Origin of the sequence: Enterobacter sp. 01-M-03-SI-ECC, assembly GCF_047530215.1 — a bacterium.
Taxonomy (GTDB): Bacteria; Pseudomonadota; Gammaproteobacteria; order Enterobacterales; family Enterobacteriaceae; genus Enterobacter; species Enterobacter chengduensis.
The window spans coordinates 28,992-51,617 of the sequence record NZ_JBLKDA010000023.1 but is presented as its reverse complement, the minus strand read 5'-3'; the positions used below and the strand labels follow the sequence as shown (position 1 = coordinate 51,617).

Here is a 22,626-nt window from a genome sequence, read left to right as displayed (position 1 = left end):
ATTATATGCTTTAGTGCACGCTGCAGCGGCAATATCCGTGCCACGGTATCGTCTCTACGGTAAACTAGGCAAGATTGCGGTTCAAAACGGGTGGTTACAGGTTTTGCACCTTTAGATAAATGACTGAGAGGATTAAAGGTATCTCATGGCTGAATGGAGCGGCGAATATATCAGCCCATACGCTGAGCACGGTAAGAAGAGTGAGCAAGTAAAGAAAATTACGGTTTCCATTCCTCTGAAGGTGTTGAAGATCCTCACCGATGAACGTACGCGTCGTCAGGTGAACAACCTGCGCCACGCAACCAACAGCGAACTGCTGTGCGAAGCGTTTCTGCATGCGTTTACCGGTCAACCGTTGCCGAACGATGACGATCTGCGCAAAGAGCGTAGTGATGAAATCCCGGAAGAGGCGAAGGTGATCATGCGTGAACTGGGTATTGACCCGGATACGTGGGAATACTGAGAAGCGGATACAAAAAAGGCACCTTGCGGTGCCTTTTTTTCGGGAAACTTATTTAGCGCCCGGGATGCTGAAACGCTTGTTGAAGCGGTCAACACGGCCACCGGTTGCAACATCACGCTGCTTACCAGTGTAGAACGGGTGGCATTTACCGCACACGTCCAGGTTCAGATCGTGACCCACGGTAGAGCGGATCTGGATAGAGTTACCGCAAGAACAGTTTGCAGTAATCATTTCGTATTTCGGGTGAATATCTTTTTTCATGGGAGAACCTCAGTTAAGGCCGCGTCGCTCTTCCAGCCCTAACGCCAGACACCACGCGATGTTGAATGTAATTTCTCTGGCATAATCTACACCAAAGGCGGCGAATCATACAGAATTTAACCAGTGTATGCAAACTGATCCGCACGCCGCTTTCACTAATGTGTATACTAACGCGCCACTTTTCAAGTCAGGAAGATTCGATGCCCGTCGCTCACGTTGCCCTGCCCGTTCCGCTTCCCCGCACCTTTGACTATCTGCTGCCTGACAGCATGAGCGTCAAAGCGGGCTGTCGCGTGACCGTGCCGTTTGGCAAACAGCAGCGCGTGGGAATCGTGGTGTCCGTCAGCGATAAAAGCGAGCTGCCGCTTAACGAACTGAAATCGGTCGTTGAGGTGCTGGACAGCGAGCCGGTTTACTCCACCAGCACCTGGCGACTGCTGCTGTGGGCGGCGGATTATTATCATCACCCCATTGGCGACGTCCTGTTCCACGCGCTGCCGATCATGCTGCGCCAGGGCAAGAGCGCCAGCCACGCGCCGATGTGGTACTGGTTTGCGACCGAGCAGGGTCAGGCGGTCGATATTAACAGCCTCAAGCGCTCGCAAAAACAGCAGCAGGCGCTGGCGGCGCTGCGCCAGGGGAAAATCTGGCGGCATCAGGTCGACGAGCTTGAGGTCAGCGAAACGGCGCTACAGGCATTAAGAAAGAAAGGGCTGAGCGAGCTGGCCAGCAAAGCGCCTTCCCTTTACGACTGGCGGGAAAATTTCTCCGTTTCAGGGGATCGGCTGCGTCTGAACACCGAGCAGGCCACCGCCGTGGGTGCGATTCATAGCGCCTCCGACCATTTTTCTGCCTGGCTGCTGGCCGGGGTCACCGGCTCCGGCAAGACGGAAGTTTACCTGAGCGTGCTGGAAAACGTGCTCGCGCAGGGTAAACAGGCGCTGGTGATGGTGCCCGAAATTGGCCTGACGCCGCAAACCATCGCCCGATTCCGCGAACGCTTTAACGCGCCGGTTGAGGTGCTGCACTCCGGCCTGAACGACAGCGAACGCCTCAGCGCGTGGCTGAAAGCGAAAAACGGCGAAGCGGCGATCGTGATCGGCACCCGCTCGTCGCTGTTCACGCCGTTTAAAAATCTTGGCGTGATCGTGATCGACGAAGAGCATGACAGCTCCTATAAACAGCAGGAAGGGTGGCGCTATCACGCCCGCGATCTGGCGGTCTACCGCGCGCACAGTGAGCAGATTCCGATTATTCTCGGCTCCGCCACGCCTGCCCTCGAAACGCTGCACAACGTGCGCCAGCGTAAATACCACATGCTGCGCCTGACGCGCCGCGCGGGGAATGCCCGTCCGGCCGTTCAGCACGTGCTGGATCTGAAAGGCCAGCAGGTGCAGGCGGGGCTGGCACCCGCATTGATTACCCGTATGCGCCAGCATTTGCAGGCGGGGAATCAGGTCATTCTGTTCCTCAACCGGCGCGGATTTGCCCCCGCCCTGCTGTGCCACGACTGCGGCTGGATCGCCGAGTGCCCGCGCTGCGACCACTACTACACCTTCCACCAGGCCCAGCGTCATCTGCGCTGCCACCACTGCGACAGCCAGCGGCCGGTGCCGCGCCAGTGCCCGTCATGTGGTTCTACGCATATCGTGCCGGTGGGGCTGGGAACCGAACAGCTTGAACAGGCGCTGGGTCCCTTCTTCCCGGACGTGCCAATTTCGCGTATCGATCGGGACACCACCAGCCGCAAAGGCGCGCTCGAACAGCAGCTGGCGGAAGTGCATCGCGGTGGCGCGCGCATCCTGATTGGTACTCAGATGCTGGCCAAAGGCCACCACTTCCCGGACGTGACGCTGGTCGCCCTGCTGGACGTGGACGGCGCGCTGTTCTCGGCAGATTTCCGCTCGGCCGAGCGCTTCGCCCAGCTTTACACCCAGGTGGCAGGGCGTGCCGGTCGCGCCGGCAAACAGGGTGAAGTGGTGTTACAAACGCACCACCCCGAGCACCCGCTGCTGCAAACCCTGCTGCACAAAGGCTATGACGCCTTTGCCGAGCAGGCGCTGGCCGAACGCCAGACCCTGCAGCTGCCGCCGTGGACCAGCCACGTCATCATCCGCGCGGAAGATCACAACAACCAGCAGGCCCCGCTTTTCCTGCAGCAGCTGCGAAACCTTCTGCAGGCCAGCCCGCTGGTAGATAATCAGCTGTGGATCCTGGGCCCGGTGCCCGCCCTTGCGCCGAAGCGCGGCGGGCGTTTCCGCTGGCAAATCTTACTTCAGCATCCGTCACGGGTTCGCCTGCAGCACATCGTCAGCGGCACGCTGGCGCTCATCAACACCCTGCCTGAAGCGCGAAAAGTGAAGTGGGTACTGGACGTCGATCCCATCGAAGGCTGAAGCTGGATCGAAAAATTTAACGCTCCTCACACTTTTTATGAAAATTCTGTAACCGATTCCATTCACTATCTGTAAAAATGGTGACGTCAGAAGTTCGGTGTTCAGGCGAGGAGAAGACGTTGAAGTCCAGGAAAGAGGTTGCGACTGCGACCATGAAAGACGTTGCACAGAAAGCACAGGTCTCTACGGCAACCGTATCCCGCGCATTAATGAACCCGGATAAAGTCTCTCAGGCGACCCGTAACCGCGTAGAGCAGGCGGCGCTTGAAGTGGGCTATTTCCCGCAGGCGATGGGGCGTAACGTCAAACGCAACGAGTCGCGCACCATCCTGGTGATTGTGCCGGACATCTGTGACCCCTTCTTTAGCGAGATCATCCGCGGTATTGAAGTCACGGCGGCGGAACAGGGATACCTGGTGCTGATTGGCGACTGCGCCCACCAGAACCAGCAGGAAAAAACCTTCATCGACCTCATTATCACCAAGCAGATCGACGGCATGCTGCTGCTTGGCTCTCGCCTGCCGTTTGATGCCAGCATTGAAGAGCAGCGCAATCTACCCCCGATGGTCATGGCCAACGAGTTTGCGCCAGAGCTGGAGCTGCCGACGGTCCACATTGATAACCTCACCGCCGCATTCAACGCCGTAAACTATCTCCAGGAGCTGGGGCATAAGCGCATTGGCTGCATTGCCGGGCCGGAGGAGATGCCTCTGTGCCACTACCGCCTCCAGGGCTACGTTCAGGCGCTGCGCCGTACCGGCGTCACCGTCGATCCGCACTACATTGCGCGCGGTGACTTCACCTTCGCCGCGGGCGGGCAAGCGCTGGAGAAACTTCTGGACCTGCCTGAACCGCCAACCGCCGTATTTTGTCACAGCGACGTGATGGCGCTGGGCGCCTTATCCTACGCCAAACGCCGCGGCCTGCGGGTACCGAAAGATCTGTCTATCATCGGATTCGACAATATTTCGCTTTCAGAATTTTGCGATCCGCCGCTCTCTACGGTCGCTCAGCCGCGCTATCAAATCGGTCGTGAAGCGATGCTGCTTCTGCTGGATCAGCTTCATGGTCAAACAGTTAGCAGCGGCTCGCGGTTGCTGGACTGCGAGCTGATTGTCCGCGGCACGACTCAGGCATTGACTTAAAGTAAACGTCTTTCGGATACCCTTATCTGGTCAAAGCCCCGCCGCTTAAGTAACATGGCGGACTGACGAACGAATAAATACAGCGAAACGATAGTGGCACAACGAGATTATGTACGTCGCGGCCAGCCGGCACCTTCGCGACGCAAAAAGAGTAGCTCAAGGAAAAAGCAACGTAACCTGCCTGCTGTATCGCCAGCAATGGTCGCTATTGCTGCGGCTGTAGTCGTCGCCTTTATTGGTGGCCTGTACTTTATCACGCACCATAAAAAAGAAGAGTCTGAGGCGCTTCAGGCCAGCAAGGTTGCCGGGAATGGCCTTCCACCTAAGCCTGAAGAGCGCTGGCGCTACATCAAAGAGCTGGAAAGCCGCCAGCCTGGGGTGCGTGCGCCAACCGAACCTTCTGCAGGTGGTGAAGTGCAGAATGCGAATCAGCTGACGGATGAACAGCGTCAGCTGCTGGCACAAATGCAGGCCGATATGCGCCAGCAGCCAACGCAGCTGAACGAAGTGCCGTGGAATGAGCAGACGCCAGCACAGCGCCAGCAAACGCTGCAGCGACGCCAGGCGCAACAGCAGATTCAGCAACAGCAACAGCAACAGCAGCAGTGGGCGCAAACTCAGCCGGTGCAGCAGCCGAAAGCACAGCCGCGGGTAACGGAACAGCCATACCAGCAGCCGACGCGTACGGTGCAGTCTCAGCCTGTCCAACAGCAGCCGAAAGCGCAGCCGCAGAAACAGGCGGCTCAGCCGTATCAGGATCTGCTCCAGACGCCAGCGCATACCACCGCGCAGCAGCCGAAAACGCAGCAGGCCGCGCCGGTCACCAAAGAGACCGAAGCGCCGAAGCAGACGTCGGAGAAAAAAGACGAACGCCGCTGGATGGTGCAGTGCGGTTCGTTCAAAGGTGCCGAACAGGCGGAAACGGTACGCGCACAGCTGGCCTTTGAAGGGTTTGATTCGCGTATTACCACCAATAACGGCTGGAATCGCGTGGTGATTGGCCCGGTCAAAGGCAAAGAAAATGCCGATGGCACCCTTTCACGCCTGAAAGTCGCCGGCCACACAAACTGCATTCGACTCGCCTCCGGGGGTTGAAACCCCCAAAATCTCCCCCATCTATCATTTAATTCAGCCCTGAGCACAGGCTCAGGGCTTCTGTTTCCCGATTCTGTAACCAGGGGGTCTGCTCGTGACAACAATAGTAAGTGTACGCCGTAACGGCCAAGTGGTAATCGCCGGTGATGGCCAGGCCACGCTGGGTAATACCGTCATGAAAGGCAACGTGAAGAAAGTGCGCCGTCTCTACAACGACAAAGTGATCGCCGGTTTTGCAGGCGGCACGGCGGACGCCTTCACGCTGTTTGAACTGTTTGAACGCAAACTGGAAATGCACCAGGGCCATCTGGTGAAAGCGGCCGTAGAGCTGGCAAAAGACTGGCGTACCGACCGCATGCTACGCAAGCTCGAAGCGCTGCTGGCCGTAGCCGATGAAACCGCTTCGCTTATCATCACCGGTAACGGTGACGTTATTCAGCCGGAAAATGACCTGATTGCCATCGGCTCTGGCGGCCCTTATGCCCAGGCTGCAGCCCGCGCGCTGTTGGAAAATACCGACATGAACGCGCGCGATATCGCGGTGAAGGCGTTGGATATTGCAGGTGATATCTGCATCTATACCAACCACAACCACACCATCGAAGAATTGAATTCCAAAGCGTAAGGATCTCCCATGTCTGAAATGACCCCACGCGAAATTGTCAGCGAACTGAACAAACACATTATCGGCCAGGATAACGCCAAGCGTTCCGTGGCGATTGCGCTGCGTAACCGCTGGCGCCGTATGCAGCTCGACGAAGAGCTGCGCCACGAAGTGACGCCGAAAAACATTCTGATGATCGGCCCGACCGGCGTCGGTAAAACCGAAATCGCCCGTCGTCTGGCGAAGCTGGCCAACGCGCCGTTCATCAAAGTTGAAGCCACCAAGTTCACCGAAGTGGGCTATGTGGGTAAAGAAGTGGACTCCATCATCCGCGATCTGACCGACTCGGCGATCAAGATGGTGCGCGTCCAGGCGATCGAGAAAAACCGCTATCGCGCGGAAGAGATGGCCGAAGAGCGCATTCTCGACGTGCTGATCCCACCGGCAAAAAACAACTGGGGCCAGGCAGAGCAGCAGGCGGAACCGTCCGCCGCGCGTCAGGCGTTCCGCAAAAAGCTGCGTGAAGGCCAGCTGGACGACAAAGAGATTGAGATCGATCTCGCTGCCGCGCCAATGGGCGTGGAGATCATGGCGCCTCCTGGCATGGAAGAGATGACCAGCCAGCTGCAGTCCATGTTCCAGAACCTGGGCGGCCAGAAGCAAAAAGCGCGTAAGCTGAAAATCAAAGACGCGATGAAGCAGCTGATTGAAGAAGAAGCGGCGAAGCTGGTGAACCCGGAAGAGCTGAAGCAGGACGCTATCGACGCGGTTGAGCAGCACGGCATCGTATTTATCGACGAAATCGACAAAATCTGTAAGCGCGGCGGCAACAGCTCCGGCCCGGACGTGTCCCGCGAAGGCGTACAGCGCGACCTGCTGCCGCTGGTTGAAGGCTGCACCGTCTCCACCAAGCACGGCATGGTGAAAACGGACCACATCCTGTTTATCGCTTCAGGTGCGTTCCAGGTTGCCAGCCCGTCGGATCTGATCCCGGAACTGCAGGGCCGTCTGCCGATCCGCGTTGAGCTGCAGGCGCTGACCACCGAAGATTTCGAACGTATCCTGACCGAGCCAAACGCCTCTGCGACCGTACAGTACAAAGCGCTGATGGCAACCGAAGGCGTGAACCTCGAGTTCACCGAAGACGGTATCAAACGGATTGCTCAGGCCGCATGGCAGGTGAACGAAACCACCGAGAACATCGGTGCGCGTCGTCTGCATACCGTGCTGGAACGCCTGGTGGAGGATATCTCTTACGACGCGAGCGACCTGAACGGTCAAACCGTTACCATTGACGCAGAATATGTGAGTAAACATCTGGATGCGTTAGTGGCAGATGAAGATCTGAGCCGTTTTATCCTATAATCGCGGTTACTGGATTCTCATCACGTTTAATGGGGGCTAATGCCCCCATTTTTATTGGCTAACTACTTATGACTGACATCAGCCGTACTCAGGCGTGGCTCGAAAGTCTGCGCCCTAAAACACTTCCTCTGGCCTTTGCCGCGATTATCGTCGGCACGGCCCTTGCCTGGTGGCAGGGGTATTTTGACCCGCTGGTCGCCGCGCTGGCACTGATTACCGCCGGCCTGCTGCAAATCCTCTCCAACCTCGCCAACGACTACGGCGATGCGGTAAAGGGCAGCGACAAGCCGGACCGCATTGGTCCCCTGCGCGGAATGCAGAAAGGGGTGATAACGCAGGCGCAGATGAAACGCGCGCTGATTATCACCGTGGTGCTGATCTGCGTATCCGGCCTGGCGCTGGTGACGGTGGCGTCTAAGACCCCCAGCGATTTTATTGGCTTCCTGGTGCTGGGCTTATTGGCCATTATCGCGGCCATTACCTACACCGTCGGCACGCGTCCCTACGGGTATATTGGGCTCGGGGATATCTCCGTGCTGGTGTTCTTCGGCTGGCTGAGCGTGATGGGGAGCTGGTACCTGCAGGCGCATACGGTGATCCCTGCCCTGTTCCTGCCCGCGACCGCCTGCGGTCTGCTGGCGACGGCGGTGCTTAACATCAACAACCTGCGCGACATCGACAGCGATCGCGAGAACGGTAAAAACACCCTGGCGGTGCGTCTGGGGCCGGTGAATGCGCGCCGCTACCATGCCTGCCTGCTCATGGGCGCGCTGGTGTGTCTGGCGCTGTTTAACCTGATTTCCCTGCACAGCCTGTGGGGCTGGCTATTTGTACTTGCCGCGCCGCTGCTGATAAAGCAGGCCCGCTTTGTGATGCGTGAACTCAGCCCGGCTGCTATGCCGCCGATGCTGGAGCGCACGGTAAAAGGCGCGCTGCTGACTAACCTGTTGTTCGTCATCGGGATTGTCTTAAGCCAGACGCTTCATTAGCTGACAAATATCAATTAACAATTGATGATTTTGCCAACAACGCATTTCGCACGATATACTGAACACATTCGCAGCAACTGAGCGTTAAACCTATGAAATACGATACCTCCGAGCTTTGTGACATCTACCAGGAAGATGTCAACGTCGTTGAACCGCTGTTTTCCAACTTTGGTGGGCGGTCGTCGTTTGGCGGTCAAATCGTCACGGTGAAATGTTTCGAGGACAACGGGTTGCTGTACGATCTGCTCGAACAGAATGGCCGAGGCCGCGTTCTGGTCGTTGACGGCGGCGGCTCCGTGCGCCGTGCATTAATTGATGCAGAGCTGGCCGGCATTGCCGTGCAAAACGAGTGGGAAGGCCTTGTGGTGTACGGTTCCGTGCGCCAGGTGGACGATCTGGAAGACCTCGATATCGGGATTCAGGCCATCGCGGCCATACCGGTAGGGGCGGCGGGTGACGGCATCGGCGAAAGCGACGTGCGCGTCAATTTCGGCGGCGTGACCTTCTTCTCCGGCGACCATCTCTACGCCGATAATACCGGCATTATCCTTTCGGAAGATCCGCTGGATATCGAGTAATAAAACCGTCAGCGTGGACCATAAAAAAACCGCCAACAGCAATGTGGCGGTTTTTTTGTCCCTCGGGATTCGCGGTCCGTTGGGAGGATTTACAGCTCCACACCAGGGACGTTTATCATACCCCTCAATAAGCGGCAGGCAATCCCTTAGACCCTTTATAAAATCTTAATTTTATTTGCACGTCTAAACGGCGAGGCTGATGTTAACTATGATGCTGCGTCCCTTTCCGCCATCTCGCAAATGGGCATCGGTCCTGGGAAAGGTGTATTCACAACCGTAAAGCAACCTTTAACCGGAAGGCCGCCGTTGGCGGCCTTTTTTATTACTGGCATAAAAAAAGCCGGGTGGCGGCTTCGCCTTACCCGGCCTGTTCAGTAATCCCTAAGGGAATCAGACTTCTTCCATACGGCCCAGCAGCGCCTGCAGGCGATCCTGCCAGCCGTTCTGCTGTTCGCGCAGCTGATTGTTTTCGCGCTCCAGTTCTTCGCGGCCGTGCTGAGCGTTCTGAACTTCCTGAGCCAGGCTGTTGTTCTTCTCTTTCAGCTCTTCAATTTCCATCTGCAGCAGGGTGATGGTGTCAATCGCCTGCTGTACTTTCGATTCCAGTTTCTCAAACACTTCTAAAGACATGATGCTACCTCTCCTGAATTGCAAGGCGACGCTTTAACATAAACGCGCACGACATATACCGTCGATTGTATGGAGCGCGGCGCTCTGTGTCCAGCGACACACCGCGCAGATCGCGGTTTGCAACACTTTTAGGTCTGGTCCTGGTGTGTTCGCGTCATATACCCCTAAATTGTTAACTGATTCGTTAATGAAATGATTCAGCTCACATTCTTGTACTGATGCAAAAATGTGCTTTATGGCGCGAAAACGCTCATTTTATTGACGCAGACCACACATTTTGATTTCGATATTTCTCGTTTTTGCTCGTTAACGATAAATTAACACTATGTCTACAGGGCATCGTGGCTGTCACGGGCGGCCATGCTAACAATAAACATCAATTTCTTCAGGATTCCGATTATGAGTCAGACATCAACCTTAAAAGGCCAGTGCATTGCCGAGTTCCTTGGTACCGGGTTGTTGATATTCTTCGGAGTGGGCTGTGTTGCTGCACTGAAAGTGGCGGGTGCCAGTTTTGGTCAGTGGGAAATCAGTATCATCTGGGGTCTGGGCGTGGCGATGGCCATCTACCTGACTGCAGGGGTGTCTGGCGCACATCTTAACCCGGCGGTGACTATCGCACTGTGGCTGTTCGCGTGCTTCGACGGACGCAAAGTTGTTCCTTTCATTCTTTCTCAGTTTGCCGGCGCGTTTTGCGCAGCGGCGTTAGTTTACGGGCTTTATTACAATCTTTTCATCGACTTCGAACAGACGCATCATATGGTACGCGGCAGCGTCGAAAGTCTGGATCTGGCAGGCATCTTCTCAACCTACCCTAACCCACATATCAATTTTGTGCAGGCGTTCGCAGTTGAAATGGTGATTACCGCTATTCTGATGGGCGTTATCCTGGCGCTGACCGACGACGGAAACGGCATTCCGCGCGGCCCGCTGGCCCCCCTGCTGATTGGTTTGCTGATTGCGGTGATCGGCGCCTCCATGGGCCCGCTGACCGGGTTTGCGATGAACCCGGCACGTGATATTGGACCAAAAGCCTTCGCGTTTATCGCAGGCTGGGGCGACGTTGCCTTCACCGGAGGCAAAGACATTCCTTACTTCCTGGTACCGCTGTTTGCGCCGGTTGTCGGGGCTGCGCTGGGTGCATTTAGCTACCGCAAATTGATTGGTCGCCACCTACCGTGCGACACCTGTGTGGAAGAGGAGAAGGAAACGACTTCTACCGCACAACAAAAAGCTTCGCTGTAATCTGACTACGGGACACATACCATGACCGAAAAAAAATATATCGTTGCGCTCGACCAGGGCACTACCAGCTCCCGCGCTGTCGTAATGGATCATGACGCGAATATCGTCAGCGTGTCACAGCGCGAATTTGAGCAAATTTATCCCCGTCCAGGCTGGGTAGAACACGACCCGATGGAAATTTGGGCATCACAAAGCTCCACGCTGGTGGAAGTGCTGGCGAAAGCCGATATCAGTTCCGACGAGATTGCCGCGATTGGTATCACCAACCAGCGTGAGACCACCGTTGTCTGGGAGCGCGAAACCGGTAAGCCTATTTACAACGCTATCGTCTGGCAGTGTCGTCGTACCTCAGAAATTTGCGAAAAACTGAAGCGCGAGGGTATGGAAGATTATATCCGTAGCGCAACAGGCCTGGTGGTCGACCCGTACTTCTCCGGCACAAAAGTGAAGTGGATCCTCGACCACGTGGAAGGGTCACGCGAGCGTGCTAAACGCGGCGAGCTGCTGTTCGGTACCGTCGATACCTGGCTTATCTGGAAGATGACCCAGGGACGCGTTCACGTCACCGACTACACTAACGCCTCGCGTACCATGCTGTTCAACATCAACACCCTGGAGTGGGATGACAAGATGCTGGACGCGCTGGACATTCCGCGCGCGATGCTGCCTGAAGTGCGTAAGTCTTCAGAAGTGTACGGCCAGACCAACATCGGCGGTAAAGGCGGCACCCGTATTCCTATCGCCGGTATCGCCGGTGACCAGCAGGCGGCCCTCTTCGGCCAGCTGTGCGTCAAGGAAGGGATGGCGAAGAACACCTACGGCACCGGCTGCTTTATGCTGATGAACACCGGCGAGAAAGCGGTGAAATCAGAAAACGGCCTGCTGACCACCATCGCCTGCGGTCCGCGCGGCGAAGTGAACTACGCCCTGGAAGGTGCGGTGTTCATGGCCGGCGCGTCCATCCAGTGGCTGCGCGACGAGATGAAGCTGATCAGCGATGCCTTCGACTCCGAATATTTCGCGACCAAAGTGAAGGATACTAACGGCGTGTACGTGGTGCCGGCGTTCACCGGCCTGGGTGCACCGTACTGGGATCCGTATGCACGCGGCGCGATTTTCGGCCTGACGCGCGGCGTCAACTCGAACCACATTATTCGCGCCACCCTGGAATCCATCGCCTACCAGACGCGCGACGTGCTGGAAGCGATGCAGGCGGACTCCGGCATTCGTCTGCACGCCCTGCGCGTGGACGGCGGCGCGGTGGCGAATAACTTCCTGATGCAGTTCCAGTCCGACATTCTGGGCACCCGCGTTGAGCGTCCTGAAGTGCGTGAAGTCACGGCGCTGGGCGCGGCGTACCTTGCCGGTCTGGCGGTAGGCTTCTGGCAGAATCTCGACGAGCTGCAGGAAAAAGCGGTAATCGAACGCGAATTCCGCCCGGGCATCGAAACCACCGAGCGTAACGTCCGCTACAGCGGCTGGAAAAAAGCGGTGAAACGCGCCCTGGCGTGGGAAGAGCACGACGAGTAAGTCCCCCTCACCCCGGCCCTCTCCCCAAAGGGGAGAGGGTGTTTTTAGTCCCCTCGCCCCTTTGGGGAGAGGGTTAAGGTGAGGGGAGTACAGACCGCACCTTACCCACTCTGTGATAAACTTCGTGCAATTCCTTTTGATTGCACGAGTACCTCATGAAACGTGAACTTTCTATCGAGTTTTCCCGCGTCACCGAAGCGGCCGCCCTCGCAGGCTATAAATGGCTGGGTCGCGGTGACAAAAATACCGCAGACGGCGCGGCCGTCCATGCCATGCGCATTGTGCTTAACCAGGTCAACATCGACGGCACCATCGTGATCGGCGAAGGCGAGATCGACGAAGCGCCAATGCTCTATATCGGTGAAAAAGTCGGTACCGGCAAAGGCGATGCGGTGGATATCGCCGTGGACCCGATTGAAGGCACGCGCATGACGGCGATGGGTCAGGCCAACGCCCTGGCAGTGCTGGCCGTCGGCGACAAAGGCTGCTTCCTTAATGCGCCGGATATGTACATGGAAAAACTGATTGTCGGTCCCGGCGCGAAGGGCGCTATCGACCTCAGCCTGCCGCTGGAAGAGAACCTGCACAACGTCGCCAAAGCCCTGGGCAAACCACTTAGCGAACTCACCGTAACCATTCTGGCAAAACCGCGCCACGACGCCACCATCGCGCAGATGCAAAAGCTCGGCGTGCGGGTGTTTGCTATTCCGGATGGCGACGTTGCCGCCTCGATCCTGACCTGCATGCCGGACAGCGAAGTGGACGTGCTTTACGGCATCGGCGGCGCGCCGGAAGGTGTGGTCTCTGCGGCGGTGATCCGCGCGCTGGACGGCGATATGCAGGCGCGTCTGCTGCCCCGGCATGAGGTGAAAGGCGACAGCGAAGAGAACCGCCGTATTGGGGAAAACGAGCTGGCACGCTGCGAAGCGATGGGCATCGAGGCCAATAAGGTTCTCGCGCTGAACGAAATGGCCCGCAGCGACAACGTGGTCTTCTCGGCGACCGGCATCACCAAAGGCGATCTGCTGGACGGCATCACCCGCAAGGGCAATATGGCGACCACCGAAACGCTGCTGATCCGCGGCAAGTCGCGCACCATTCGCCGCATTCAGTCCATCCACTATCTCGACCGCAAAGATCCGGACGTGCAGGCGCACATTCTCTAAACCGTTTGATCGATAGAGCTTTCCGGCCCTGACGGGCTGGAAATTATCTCCACAAGAACAGAAGATAGAACAGAGAAACAGCACAGGAGAAGATCATGGCGGACTGGGTAACAGGTAAAGTCAAAAAGATAGAGTTCTGGACCGATGCGCTATTTAGTCTCACCCTGCATGCTCCCGTCCATCCGTTTAAGGCCGGGCAGTTTGCGAAGCTGGGGCTGGATGTCGACGGCGAACGCGTGCAGCGCGCCTACTCTTACGTTAACGCGCCGGATAACCCTGATCTCGAGTTCTATCTCGTTACCGTCCCGGACGGTAAGCTCAGCCCGCGCCTCGCCGCCCTTAAGCCCGGCGACGATGTGCAAATTGTCAGCGAAGCGGCGGGTTTCTTTGTGCTCGAAGAGGTCCCAGACTGCGACACGCTCTGGATGCTGGCGACCGGCACGGCCATTGGTCCGTACCTCTCCATTTTGCAATATGGCAAAGACCTTGAGCGCTTTAAAAACATCGTGCTGGTTCACGCCGCGCGCTACGCCGCAGACCTCAGCTACCTGCCGCAGATGCAGGCGCTGGAACAGCGTTATGGCGGAAAGTTAAAGATTCAGACGGTGGTGAGCCGCGAAACCGTTGCAGGTACGCTAACCGGTCGCGTGCCGGCGTTAATTGAGAGCGGCGCGCTGGAAGAGGCAGTAGGCTTGCCGATGACGGCTGAAACCAGCCACGTCATGCTGTGCGGTAACCCGCAGATGGTTCGGGACACGCAGCAGCTTCTGAAGGACACCCGGCAGATGACGAAGCACCTTCGTCGCCGACCGGGCCATATGACCGCCGAACACTACTGGTGATCAGCGGTATTTCACCTCACGGGTGTCTTTACCGTATTTGTTTTCGCTCTGGGTGCCGATAAACGCGCCCAGATCGACAATCATCATGACGAAGATGACCGACGGCAGCAGCCTGCCCACGACCCACGGCAGGATGGACGGCAGCATCGCCCAGTTTCCCGCCACCAGCATCCACGCCAGAATAATCAGAAATGCCCACGCGCCGGAACGGCCGCGATCGTGCAGCCTTTTCACAACGACAGCCGCCGTTGGCCACAGTAAACAGACCAGCGCAAACGCCGCCGTCTGCGTGCTCAGCCAGGCATTGTACGCCACAAAAAACAGAAGCAGCATGGCGACAACCCACGTCACTATCCAGATCCAGAAATCACGGCGTCCAATACGCCCTTTGAACGAAAACAGCCACTGCTGTATGGTCATGTAAGGTTCCTTATTATCGTATAGCCCGCATTTTACCCTGGAGTTGTGACCTTTTGACAAGCCGCCCAGATATCGTTTTAATCATGAGCACTTACGGCCAGGGGCAATGTTGATGAAAAGTTCGGCACGTTCTCTCTTCCTGTGTTTAGCGCTGCTCGGCGTCGGTTATCCCCTGCACGCCGCCGAAACCGCTGCCCCGACCACCGCACCGTATCTGCTGGCGGGCGCGCCGTCGTTCGACCAGTCCATCAGCCAGTTTCGTGAAGCCTTTAATCAGGCTAACCCCACCCTGCCGCTGGATGAGTTTCGCGCCATTGACGGCTCCCGCGACACGCCGACGCTGACCCGCGCGGCAAGCAAGATTAACGAAAATTTATACGCGTCCACGGCGCTGGAGCGCGGAACGTTAAAAATCAAGAGTATGCAAATCACCTGGCTGCCGATTCAGGGGCCAGAGCAGAAAGCCGCAAAAGCGAAGGCGCTGGAATACATGAGCGCGGTTTTGCAGGCGTTTACGCCCGCGCTGACGAAAAAGCAAAGCCAGCAAAAGCTGCAAAAGCTGCTGACCGCCGGTAAAAACAAGCGGTACTACGCCACGACAGAAGGCGCAATCCGCTATGTGGTGGCGGACAACGGCGAAAAAGGACTGACCTTCGCTGTTGAACCGATTAAGCTGGCACTCTCTGACACCCTCGGCGGGGCGAATTAATGACGAAAAGCAAAGCCTTTCGAGGGAAAATCTCTATACTGATTCACAGACCATGCTGCCCGACAGGGTGGCCATATTCCTTAATTCGCTTATTGAGCGTGGAGAATTGAAATGCGACATCCTTTAGTGATGGGTAACTGGAAACTGAACGGCAGCCGCCACATGGTAAACGAACTGGTTGCGAACCTGCGTAAAGAGCTGGCTGGCGTGACGGGCTGCGCGGTTGCTATCGCTCCGCCGGATATGTATCTGGATCTGGCTAAACGTGCTGCTGACGGTAGCCACATCATTCTGGGCGCGCAGAACGTTGACGTTAACCTGTCTGGCGCGTTCACCGGTGAAACTTCCGCTGAAATGCTGAAAGATATCGGCGCGAAATACATCATCATCGGCCACTCCGAGCGTCGCACCTACCACAAAGAATCCGACGAGTTCATCGCGAAGAAATTTGCCGTGCTGAAAGAGCAGGGTCTGATCCCGGTTCTGTGCATCGGTGAAACCGAAGCGGAAAACGAAGCGGGCAAAACTGAAGAAGTGTGCGCACGTCAGATCGACGCGGTGCTGAAAACCCAGGGCGCGGCAGCGTTCGAAGGCGCGGTTATCGCTTACGAGCCAGTCTGGGCGATCGGTACCGGCAAATCTGCAACTCCTGCGCAGGCTCAGGCGGTTCACAAATTCATCCGTGACCACATTGCGAAAGCCGACGCGAAAGTCGCTGAGCAAGTGATCATCCAGTACGGCGGTTCCGTTAACGCTTCCAACGCTGCGGAGCTGTTTACTCAGCCAGACATCGATGGCGCGCTGGTTGGCGGTGCATCCCTGAAAGCGGACGCTTTCGCGGTGATCGTTAAAGCGGCAGAAGCGGCTAAACAGGCGTAATTGCCCTTATGTTTTGTGGCGGGTGGCGCTTCGCTAACCCGCCCTGCGGTTCTGTAGGCCCGGTAAGCGCCAGCGCTTCCGGGCTTTTTTACAGCCGTCCCAGCACGCTAAACCACAGATAATCCAGCGGCAGCAGCACCAGATAGGTTGCAATCGCCAGCGCCAGACAGAGCACCATCCCCGCCTTTGCAGGCACCTTTCCTAAGCCCATAGCCACCACAATCGGCGATGCCTGATACGGCAGCAGCGGCGTGGAATAGCCCAGCACTTGAATCATGATCACCGACAGCAGCGGGAAGCCGGTCGCATCCGAAAAACTCTGCGCCAGGGTGGTGTACAGCGCCGGAACGCCGTTGGCGGTCATAATGAAGTTAAGCGCGGTGGTAATGCCGGTCAGCGCCAGGAAACTGGTGAAGGGTCTCTCTGCATCCAGCGGCATAATGCGCAGCAGCGCCTCGCCCACCGCCGTTCCGATGCCGGTTTGCGTCACAACGATCGCTAGCCCAAGAATGCCTGCCACATAGATACAGGTACGCATATTTACCCCGGCGGAAAACTCTTCCCCGGTGATAAAACCGATACGCGGCAGCATAACGATGACCGACGCCGCCAGCCCCGTCCACGCGGGCCCCACGCCGTGCCAGCTCTCCGTCACCCACATGCCCAGCACCACCGCCAGCAGCCAGGCGAGGCGCTTCTCGTCCCGCCCCATGGGCTCAGACGGCGCCTGTTCCTTCGGCGGCTTCGGGCTGCCGGGAAATAGCCAGCAGATGAGGCCAATCAGGATCAGGCCTTTCAGAATGCCCAGCACCGGCGTATGCAGCAGCAGATACGGGACATAGTTGAGGTGGATGCCGTACGAGCCTTCCGCCGCGCCGCTCATCACCAGGTTAGGGACGTTAGCGGGCAGAATCGTCGCCGAAAGCTGGAAGGTCCCGAACCCCACCGCCAGCGCCAGGCCAAACCAGGCGCGGGAGCCGTCGGCGATGCCGGCGCGTTTCGCCATCGCCGCGACAATCGGCATCAGCAGCGCAATACGTCCCATGTTCGACGGCATCACAAACGCCAGCGCGTAGCTCAGCAGCACCACGCTCGCTACCATTAACACCCAGGAGTCGGTCAGCTTTGCCGACAGCGCCCGGGCGGCCCTGTCCGCCAGGCCGGTTTTGCGGATCGCCACGCCGAGCACGAACCCGCTGAAGACCAGCCAGAAGGCCGACGAGGCAAAACCGCCAAAAATCACCTCCGGCGGGGCGATTCTGGCTGTCATCGCCGCCGTAAAGAACAGCAGCGCGGTGATGAATTCCGGTAATAGCGACGTCGCCCACAGCACGATGGTGACGCCAACAATCAGGGAGGGCAGCAGTAGAGGATGCGTTAACCAGAGCGACATACCTGTCTCCTGTAGAATTTTTCAGCAAGTCTACGGTGACAGGCATGGCGAGTAAACGCTATTTATGGTGGGGTCAGTTCAGGATAGCGCATTGATGATCCTGCAGTTCCTCAGCCGACGCGCGGTTAAGGGTGAGCAGGTTACGCTCGGTCGCCAGCAATACAAACGAACCATCCGACTGCTGCGCCATCGCCAGCGCGAAGCGCCCCATATGGTCGCGCGCTTCCGGCAGCTCTTCTGTCAGCATCATAAACGGGCTGCGCTGAACCAGTTCATTCTCCGTCACCCGACGGGCAAGATACTCATGCCCTTCCAGCCCTCCGGGAAGAGGCAGCCACTGGGTGCTGATTTCTCCCTGCGCCGCGTTGAGCTTCTCGCGCACGTCCGGACGCAGACAGGAAATATGAATATGAAAATGGTTCTGCGTGCGCCCTGTCGGCGAGTTAATCGTTAGCGAAATGGCGCTGTCAGGCACCTCGGATCCCCGCTTCAGGGTCATAAAGCTGCGCGACTGCCAGGCCAGCCAGAAAAAGTTCGGCGTGTGCGCTTCGGTCAGCAGCGGGCTCTCGGTGCCGTTGATGCGGTATGTTGGCATCAGCAGGTATTGCAGCGGGCCGTTGCGATCCTTAAATACCACATACCCTGCATCCGTTTTCACCTGCGCACACGGCGCCGGGTTACGATTCTGGATCTGGTTCGGCACGCACTGGTCGAGAACGATATGACGCAACGCATTCGGATTACCCGCCTTCATCCAGTACACGCCGCCCGCGGCAAGGGCGATGACAATAAGGATCAATACGATAATTTTTTTCACAACGCGTTCCCTGTTTTCAATAGAGGCAAAAGAGTAACGCAAAATGATGACCAAATAAAAAACCCGGCGGATTTCTCACGCCGGGTCATCGTGTCGCAGGCTAAGGATTAGCGCTGGCTAATCTGGTCGAAGGTGCCGCCATTAGAGAAGTGCTCTTTCTGCGCTTTCGTCCAGCCGCCGAACACATCATCAATGGTGAAAAGCTTCAGTTTCGGGAATTCCCCTTCGTATTTCTTCGCGACAGCCGCATCGCGTGGACGATAGAAGTTTTTCGCCGCAATTTCCTGGCCTTCTGGCGAGTAGAGATACTTCAGGTAAGCATCCGCTACCGCTTTGGTGTCTTTCTTCTCTACCACTTTGTCGACCACGGAAACGGTCGGCTCTGCGAGGATGGATTCGCTTGGGGTCACGATCTCGAATTTGTCTTTACCCAGCTCGTGGGTCGCCAGCAGGGCTTCGTTTTCCCAGGCGATCAGCACGTCACCAATGCCGCGCTCGACGAAGGTGTTGGTTGCACCGCGCGCGCCGGAGTCCAGTACTTCAACGTTCTTATACAGGGCTTTCACGAATTCCTGAGCTTTGGCCTGGTCACCGTTGTTGTGGTGCAGCGCATAGCCCCACGCGCCCAGATAGTTCCAGCGAGCGCCGCCGGAGCTTTTCGGGTTAGGGGTAATCACAGACACGCCCGGTTTGACCAGGTCGTTCCAGTCTTTAATCTGTTTCGGGTTCCCTTTACGCACCAGGAAGACGATGGTCGAGGTGTATGGCGCGGAGTTATCCGGCAGGCGTTTGATCCAGTTTTTATCGATGCGGCCACGCTCGGCGATGGCGTCGACATCGTAGGCCAGCGCCAGGGTCACCACGTCGGCTTCAATACCGTTGATGACGGAGGTCGCCTGCTTACCGGAGCCGCCGTGAGACTGGCGAACCACCACGTTATCGCCGGTTTCCTGCTTCCAGTGCGCCGCAAACGCCTTGTTGTATTGCTCGTACAGTTCACGCGTCGGGTCGTATGACACGTTCAGTAACTGGATATCCTTAGCCAGAACGCTGGTCGATGCCAGCAATAATGTAAAACCCACGCCCCATTTATTCATCGCCCAGCTCTCTTATGTAGTGTTTTGATGAATGCAGCGTGCCAGAAACAGAATCGATGATTAAAGAATAAAAAAAGATTGGCTATAACGTAGTGGAATAAAAAGCGTGCGCGCATTAAAAAGCCGGGTGGCGGCTACGCCTTACCCGGCCTACGAATCGTGCTTTTGTAGGCCCGGTAAGCGCAGCGCCACCAGGCAACACAGCCGATCAGTACAGTTTTTTCGCGCAGTCCAGCCAGTCACCCTTGAACGGACGCTTCATGTTTTCAATCGCGTCGATGATGTCATGGTGAACCAGTTTTTCGTTCTGAATACCGACGCAGCGGCCGCCGTGGCCCTGCAGCAGCAGATCGATAGCGTACGCGCCCATGCGGGACGCCAGGATACGGTCGTAAGGACCAGGGGAACCGCCGCGCTGGATGTGACCCAGTACGGTCGCGCGGGTTTCGCGTTTGGTTTCGGCTTCAATGTACTTCGCCAGCTCGTCAACGTCACAGATGTGCTCGGTAATCGCCACGATCGCGTGTTTTTTACCTTTCGCGATGCCCGCTTTGATTTCGGCCACCAGATCTTCACGGCTAAATTCAACTTCTGGTACCACGATAAATTCGCAACCGCCCGCAATCGCTGCCGCCAGCGTCAGGTCACCGCAGTAACGGCCCATCACTTCAACGATAGAGATACGCTGGTGAGAAGACGAGGTGTCACGCAGGCGGTCAATGGCTTCAACAACGGTTCCCAGTGCAGTAAAGAAGCCGATGGTGTAGTCAGTGCCTTTAATGTCGTTGTCGATAGTGCCCGGCAGACCGATGCACGGGAAGCCCATTTCGGTCAGACGTTTTGCACCCATGTACGAGCCGTCACCGCCGATAACTACCAGGGCGTCCAGACCGCGTTTCTTCATGTTCTCGATAGCCACTTCACGGATGCGTTCGTCACGGAATTCCGGGAAGCGTGCAGACCCAAGGAAGGTACCGCCACGGTTAATCATGTCAGACACGCTGTAACGGTCGAGCTGAACCATACGGTCTTCATACAGACCCAGGTAACCATCATAGATACCAAAAACTTCCAGACCTTCCGTCAGCGCTGCGCGGACAACACCGCGAATTGCCGCGTTCATGCCCGGCGCATCACCGCCGCTTGTCAACACACCGATTTTCTTAATCATGACTACCTCTGAACTTAGGAATGCAAAATTGAAATCTGTTGCCGGAAGAAACTTATCGACCAACGAATACTGCAAATAGTATATCAATCCCTTCTGGCTGAATTGATTCAGGTCAGGCCAAATGGCGGTAATTTATACACAAAATGCTGGCCTGGCTCACTTTTTTACAACCAATTACGAAAGTCCAACCTGTCCGGGTACAACCGAGCAGGGATCCTGGTGAATGATGACGTCAGAACCAGGAAAACGCTGCAAAATCGCCTGCTCGACCTGCTCAGCAATCACGTGAGCCTGTACCAGTGGCAGGTTGTCTTCCATTTCAATGTGAATCTGAATAAAGCGGGTCGGCCCTGACTGCCGCGTTCGAAGATCGTGCGCACCGCTGACGCCGGGCCAGGCGGTCACAATAGAAAAAATTTCATTACGTTCTGAGTCCGGGAGGGCGCGGTCAAGCAGTGATTGCACCGCTTCATACCCCATCCGCAGGGCGCTATATAAAATATAGATACCAATCCCTAACGCAAACAACGCATCGGCGCGATGCCAGCCATACCAGGCCATACCGAGCGCAATAAGAATAGCCCCATTCATCATAACATCAGATTGATAATGAAGCATATCCGCCCGTACGGCCTGGCTTTGCGTTTTGCGAACAACCCAGCGCTGGAACGTTACCAGAACAAGTGTGCAAATAAGTGCCACCACCGTCACAATTACGCCGACGCCGGGATCGTTCATCGGGGTCGGCGAAACGAGGTGCTGAATACCGGTGAGAAACAGGAAAAGCGCAGAACCAGAAATGAACATACTTTGCGCCAGCGCGGCCAGCGACTCCGCTTTACCGTGCCCAAACGTGTGCTCTTCATCCGCCGGCTGCAGCGAGTAACGCACGACCAGCAGGTTGGTCAACGAGGCGGCAATGTCCACCAGCGAGTCCACCAGCGCCGCCAGAATACTCACCGATCCGGTATACCACCATGCGAAAACCTTGATGACCAGCAAACACGACGCCATTACCGTCGCGGCCATTGCGGCCCGGCTTACCAGTCTTCCATAGGATTGATTCATAAACGCTCCTGTCATGTCATGCCGCTATTATAACGGAAGCATGAGGAGTCGAAGGATGAATAAACGGTTAACAAATCAGAATGGCAGGCAAAAAAAAACCCCACATCATGTGGGGGAAGACAGGGATGGTGTCTATGGCAAGGAAAACAGGGTTACTGGTTACTACGGGTACTGCTATTGCTACTGAAAAACGTCGCTTCTGAGCTTCGCTGCATCCGTGCAACCTCACGCAGCTGGTCCATGCGCTGCTGATGTCTGGTGTTCAAAACCGCTTGCTGCTCCGGCGTTAGCAGGTGGAACATCTGGTTGCGGACCTTCGCCATCTCGACCTGGCGGGCAACCTGCTCCTGTGCCATTTTTTCGGCCTGAGCGCGTACAGCGCTTTCGTCAAAATTTTCTGCGGTGACAAGGCGATGCATTGTCTCCATTTCGCTAACATTAACAGGGGGCTGGTCGTGTCGTGCCCTCTGCATCAGATCTCGCATCTGTTGACGCTGATGTTCGGTTAAACTTATGCCGTCAAACATATGGCTTTGGCTACTGAGCTGCGTTGCGCCCTCTGGTGAGGGACCGTTATCGCCGTTGATAGCTACAGCAGCCTGGCTAAACGCACTGAACGCCAGCGTTGAGGCCATGACGGCAGCGGTAACTTTGCGCATCACTTGCTCCCAAAATCTTTCGTGTCGCGATTCAACGAGAGACAGTCTACGATTCAGGCTGCAAACATGCGTCAGGGGGTGTAAAACAACGTAAAGTCATGGAT

At 56.7% G+C, this 22,626-nt stretch carries 23 protein-coding genes; 14 read left to right on the top strand and 9 right to left on the bottom strand.

The genetic code is table 11. The features are described 5' to 3' along the window. Positions 1–145 precede the first annotated feature (145 nt). Positions 146–463, top strand: a complete 318-nt coding sequence (gene metJ / locus ACMWKK_RS19105) for a met regulon transcriptional regulator MetJ (protein ID WP_006179183.1) — start codon at positions 146–148, stop codon at positions 461–463. A 48-nt stretch (positions 464–511) separates the two neighbouring features. Here the strand turns inward: metJ and rpmE are convergent, their stop codons facing one another. Beyond that, the gene (gene rpmE, locus ACMWKK_RS19100; RefSeq protein ID WP_003862040.1) at positions 512–724 is read right to left on the bottom strand and encodes a 50S ribosomal protein L31; all 213 of its coding nucleotides are present in this window, start codon (positions 722–724) and stop codon (positions 512–514) included. A gap of 200 nt (positions 725–924) precedes the next feature. Here rpmE and priA point away from each other — a divergent pair, with 200 nt between their 5' ends. The 7 genes from priA to rraA all read left to right on the top strand — a co-directional run bounded on the left by priA (position 925) and on the right by rraA (position 8,896). After that, positions 925–3,120 (top strand): primosomal protein N', encoded by a 2,196-nt coding sequence (gene priA, locus ACMWKK_RS19095; RefSeq protein ID WP_112780323.1) that lies wholly within the window; start codon positions 925–927, stop codon positions 3,118–3,120. Positions 3,121–3,239: 119 nt separating this feature from the next. Beyond that, positions 3,240–4,265, top strand: a complete 1,026-nt coding sequence (gene cytR / locus ACMWKK_RS19090) for a DNA-binding transcriptional regulator CytR (RefSeq protein WP_112780324.1) — start codon at positions 3,240–3,242, stop codon at positions 4,263–4,265. Between the two features lie 93 nt (positions 4,266–4,358). Further along, positions 4,359–5,360, top strand: coding sequence for a cell division protein FtsN (ftsN, locus tag ACMWKK_RS19085; protein WP_112780325.1), 1,002 nt, complete (start codon positions 4,359–4,361; stop codon positions 5,358–5,360). A gap of 94 nt (positions 5,361–5,454) precedes the next feature. Then, positions 5,455–5,985, top strand: a complete 531-nt coding sequence (hslV, locus tag ACMWKK_RS19080; protein ID WP_045329529.1) for an ATP-dependent protease subunit HslV — start codon at positions 5,455–5,457, stop codon at positions 5,983–5,985. 9 nt (positions 5,986–5,994) lie between these two features. After that, positions 5,995–7,329 carry an HslU--HslV peptidase ATPase subunit gene (gene hslU, locus ACMWKK_RS19075; RefSeq protein ID WP_406542914.1) on the top strand — a complete coding sequence of 445 codons (1,335 nt, stop codon included), beginning with the start codon at positions 5,995–5,997 and terminating at the stop codon, positions 7,327–7,329. A 68-nt stretch (positions 7,330–7,397) separates the two neighbouring features. Then, a complete protein-coding gene (gene menA, locus ACMWKK_RS19070) occupies positions 7,398–8,318 on the top strand; it encodes a 1,4-dihydroxy-2-naphthoate polyprenyltransferase (RefSeq protein WP_161656423.1) in 921 nt (306 codons plus the stop codon). Positions 8,319–8,410: 92 nt separating this feature from the next. Beyond that, positions 8,411–8,896, top strand: coding sequence for a ribonuclease E activity regulator RraA (rraA, locus tag ACMWKK_RS19065; RefSeq protein ID WP_023309687.1), 486 nt, complete (start codon positions 8,411–8,413; stop codon positions 8,894–8,896). Between the two features lie 390 nt (positions 8,897–9,286). On the opposite strand, the gene zapB is transcribed toward rraA, so the two are convergent. Then, positions 9,287–9,526, bottom strand: a complete 240-nt coding sequence (gene zapB / locus ACMWKK_RS19060) for a septal ring assembly protein ZapB (RefSeq protein ID WP_010436935.1) — start codon at positions 9,524–9,526, stop codon at positions 9,287–9,289. Between the two features lie 399 nt (positions 9,527–9,925). On the opposite strand from zapB, the gene ACMWKK_RS19055 reads away from it, so the two are divergent. The 4 genes from ACMWKK_RS19055 (at position 9,926) to fpr (ending at position 14,309) form a co-directional block, all read left to right on the top strand. Continuing rightward, complete coding sequence (locus ACMWKK_RS19055) at positions 9,926–10,771, top strand: MIP/aquaporin family protein (RefSeq protein WP_014885705.1); 846 nt, start codon at positions 9,926–9,928, stop codon at positions 10,769–10,771. A 21-nt stretch (positions 10,772–10,792) separates the two neighbouring features. Then, positions 10,793–12,301 (top strand): glycerol kinase GlpK, encoded by a 1,509-nt coding sequence (gene glpK / locus ACMWKK_RS19050; RefSeq protein ID WP_045329525.1) that lies wholly within the window; start codon positions 10,793–10,795, stop codon positions 12,299–12,301. A gap of 155 nt (positions 12,302–12,456) precedes the next feature. Continuing rightward, on the top strand, positions 12,457–13,467 hold the full coding sequence (gene glpX / locus ACMWKK_RS19045; protein ID WP_112780327.1) for a class II fructose-bisphosphatase: 1,011 nt from the start codon (positions 12,457–12,459) through the stop codon (positions 13,465–13,467). 95 nt (positions 13,468–13,562) lie between these two features. Continuing rightward, positions 13,563–14,309 carry a ferredoxin--NADP(+) reductase gene (fpr, locus tag ACMWKK_RS19040; RefSeq protein ID WP_112780328.1) on the top strand — a complete coding sequence of 249 codons (747 nt, stop codon included), beginning with the start codon at positions 13,563–13,565 and terminating at the stop codon, positions 14,307–14,309. Here the strand turns inward: fpr and ACMWKK_RS19035 are convergent, their stop codons facing one another. Beyond that, positions 14,310–14,729, bottom strand: coding sequence for a DUF805 domain-containing protein (locus ACMWKK_RS19035; RefSeq protein WP_112780329.1), 420 nt, complete (start codon positions 14,727–14,729; stop codon positions 14,310–14,312). It abuts the gene before it with no gap. Between the two features lie 112 nt (positions 14,730–14,841). On the opposite strand from ACMWKK_RS19035, the gene ACMWKK_RS19030 reads away from it, so the two are divergent. Next, entirely contained in the window at positions 14,842–15,438 is a 597-nt protein-coding gene (locus ACMWKK_RS19030) for a DUF1454 family protein (RefSeq protein WP_045329518.1), read from the top strand. Positions 15,439–15,549: 111 nt separating this feature from the next. Further along, positions 15,550–16,317: a triose-phosphate isomerase gene (gene tpiA, locus ACMWKK_RS19025; RefSeq protein WP_003862019.1), complete on the top strand. Its 768-nt coding sequence runs from the start codon at positions 15,550–15,552 to the stop codon at positions 16,315–16,317. 88 nt (positions 16,318–16,405) lie between these two features. On the opposite strand, the gene ACMWKK_RS19020 is transcribed toward tpiA, so the two are convergent. The 6 genes from ACMWKK_RS19020 to cpxP form a co-directional block, all read right to left on the bottom strand. After that, a complete protein-coding gene (locus tag ACMWKK_RS19020) occupies positions 16,406–17,710 on the bottom strand; it encodes an SLC13 family permease (RefSeq protein ID WP_112780330.1) in 1,305 nt (434 codons plus the stop codon). Between the two features lie 73 nt (positions 17,711–17,783). Continuing rightward, positions 17,784–18,527: a CDP-diacylglycerol diphosphatase gene (locus ACMWKK_RS19015; protein WP_112780341.1), complete on the bottom strand. Its 744-nt coding sequence runs from the start codon at positions 18,525–18,527 to the stop codon at positions 17,784–17,786. 107 nt (positions 18,528–18,634) lie between these two features. After that, a complete protein-coding gene (locus tag ACMWKK_RS19010; RefSeq protein ID WP_045329513.1) occupies positions 18,635–19,624 on the bottom strand; it encodes a sulfate ABC transporter substrate-binding protein in 990 nt (329 codons plus the stop codon). Positions 19,625–19,832: 208 nt separating this feature from the next. Next, on the bottom strand, positions 19,833–20,795 hold the full coding sequence (gene pfkA / locus ACMWKK_RS19005) for a 6-phosphofructokinase (protein WP_045329512.1): 963 nt from the start codon (positions 20,793–20,795) through the stop codon (positions 19,833–19,835). A 174-nt stretch (positions 20,796–20,969) separates the two neighbouring features. After that, positions 20,970–21,863 (bottom strand): CDF family cation-efflux transporter FieF, encoded by an 894-nt coding sequence (fieF, locus tag ACMWKK_RS19000; RefSeq protein WP_112780331.1) that lies wholly within the window; start codon positions 21,861–21,863, stop codon positions 20,970–20,972. A 152-nt stretch (positions 21,864–22,015) separates the two neighbouring features. Beyond that, the gene (gene cpxP, locus ACMWKK_RS18995) at positions 22,016–22,522 is read right to left on the bottom strand and encodes a cell-envelope stress modulator CpxP (protein WP_045329510.1); all 507 of its coding nucleotides are present in this window, start codon (positions 22,520–22,522) and stop codon (positions 22,016–22,018) included. Between the last annotated feature and the right edge of the window lie 104 nt (positions 22,523–22,626).

Coding starts and splice junctions, on each gene's coding strand:
- hslU (WP_406542914.1), top strand. CDS start 5,995: ATGTCTGAAATGACCCCACGCGAAATTGTCAGCGAACTGAACAAACAC.
- ACMWKK_RS19020 (WP_112780330.1), bottom strand. CDS start 17,710: ATGTCGCTCTGGTTAACGCATCCTCTACTGCTGCCCTCCCTGATTGTT.
- tpiA (WP_003862019.1), top strand. CDS start 15,550: ATGCGACATCCTTTAGTGATGGGTAACTGGAAACTGAACGGCAGCCGC.
- ACMWKK_RS19010 (WP_045329513.1), bottom strand. CDS start 19,624: ATGAATAAATGGGGCGTGGGTTTTACATTATTGCTGGCATCGACCAGC.
- fieF (WP_112780331.1), bottom strand. CDS start 21,863: ATGAATCAATCCTATGGAAGACTGGTAAGCCGGGCCGCAATGGCCGCG.
- fpr (WP_112780328.1), top strand. CDS start 13,563: ATGGCGGACTGGGTAACAGGTAAAGTCAAAAAGATAGAGTTCTGGACC.
- menA (WP_161656423.1), top strand. CDS start 7,398: ATGACTGACATCAGCCGTACTCAGGCGTGGCTCGAAAGTCTGCGCCCT.
- pfkA (WP_045329512.1), bottom strand. CDS start 20,795: ATGATTAAGAAAATCGGTGTGTTGACAAGCGGCGGTGATGCGCCGGGC.
- zapB (WP_010436935.1), bottom strand. CDS start 9,526: ATGTCTTTAGAAGTGTTTGAGAAACTGGAATCGAAAGTACAGCAGGCG.
- rpmE (WP_003862040.1), bottom strand. CDS start 724: ATGAAAAAAGATATTCACCCGAAATACGAAATGATTACTGCAAACTGT.
- glpK (WP_045329525.1), top strand. CDS start 10,793: ATGACCGAAAAAAAATATATCGTTGCGCTCGACCAGGGCACTACCAGC.
- ACMWKK_RS19030 (WP_045329518.1), top strand. CDS start 14,842: ATGAAAAGTTCGGCACGTTCTCTCTTCCTGTGTTTAGCGCTGCTCGGC.
- cpxP (WP_045329510.1), bottom strand. CDS start 22,522: ATGCGCAAAGTTACCGCTGCCGTCATGGCCTCAACGCTGGCGTTCAGT.
- ACMWKK_RS19055 (WP_014885705.1), top strand. CDS start 9,926: ATGAGTCAGACATCAACCTTAAAAGGCCAGTGCATTGCCGAGTTCCTT.
- metJ (WP_006179183.1), top strand. CDS start 146: ATGGCTGAATGGAGCGGCGAATATATCAGCCCATACGCTGAGCACGGT.
- glpX (WP_112780327.1), top strand. CDS start 12,457: ATGAAACGTGAACTTTCTATCGAGTTTTCCCGCGTCACCGAAGCGGCC.
- rraA (WP_023309687.1), top strand. CDS start 8,411: ATGAAATACGATACCTCCGAGCTTTGTGACATCTACCAGGAAGATGTC.
- ACMWKK_RS19035 (WP_112780329.1), bottom strand. CDS start 14,729: ATGACCATACAGCAGTGGCTGTTTTCGTTCAAAGGGCGTATTGGACGC.
- priA (WP_112780323.1), top strand. CDS start 925: ATGCCCGTCGCTCACGTTGCCCTGCCCGTTCCGCTTCCCCGCACCTTT.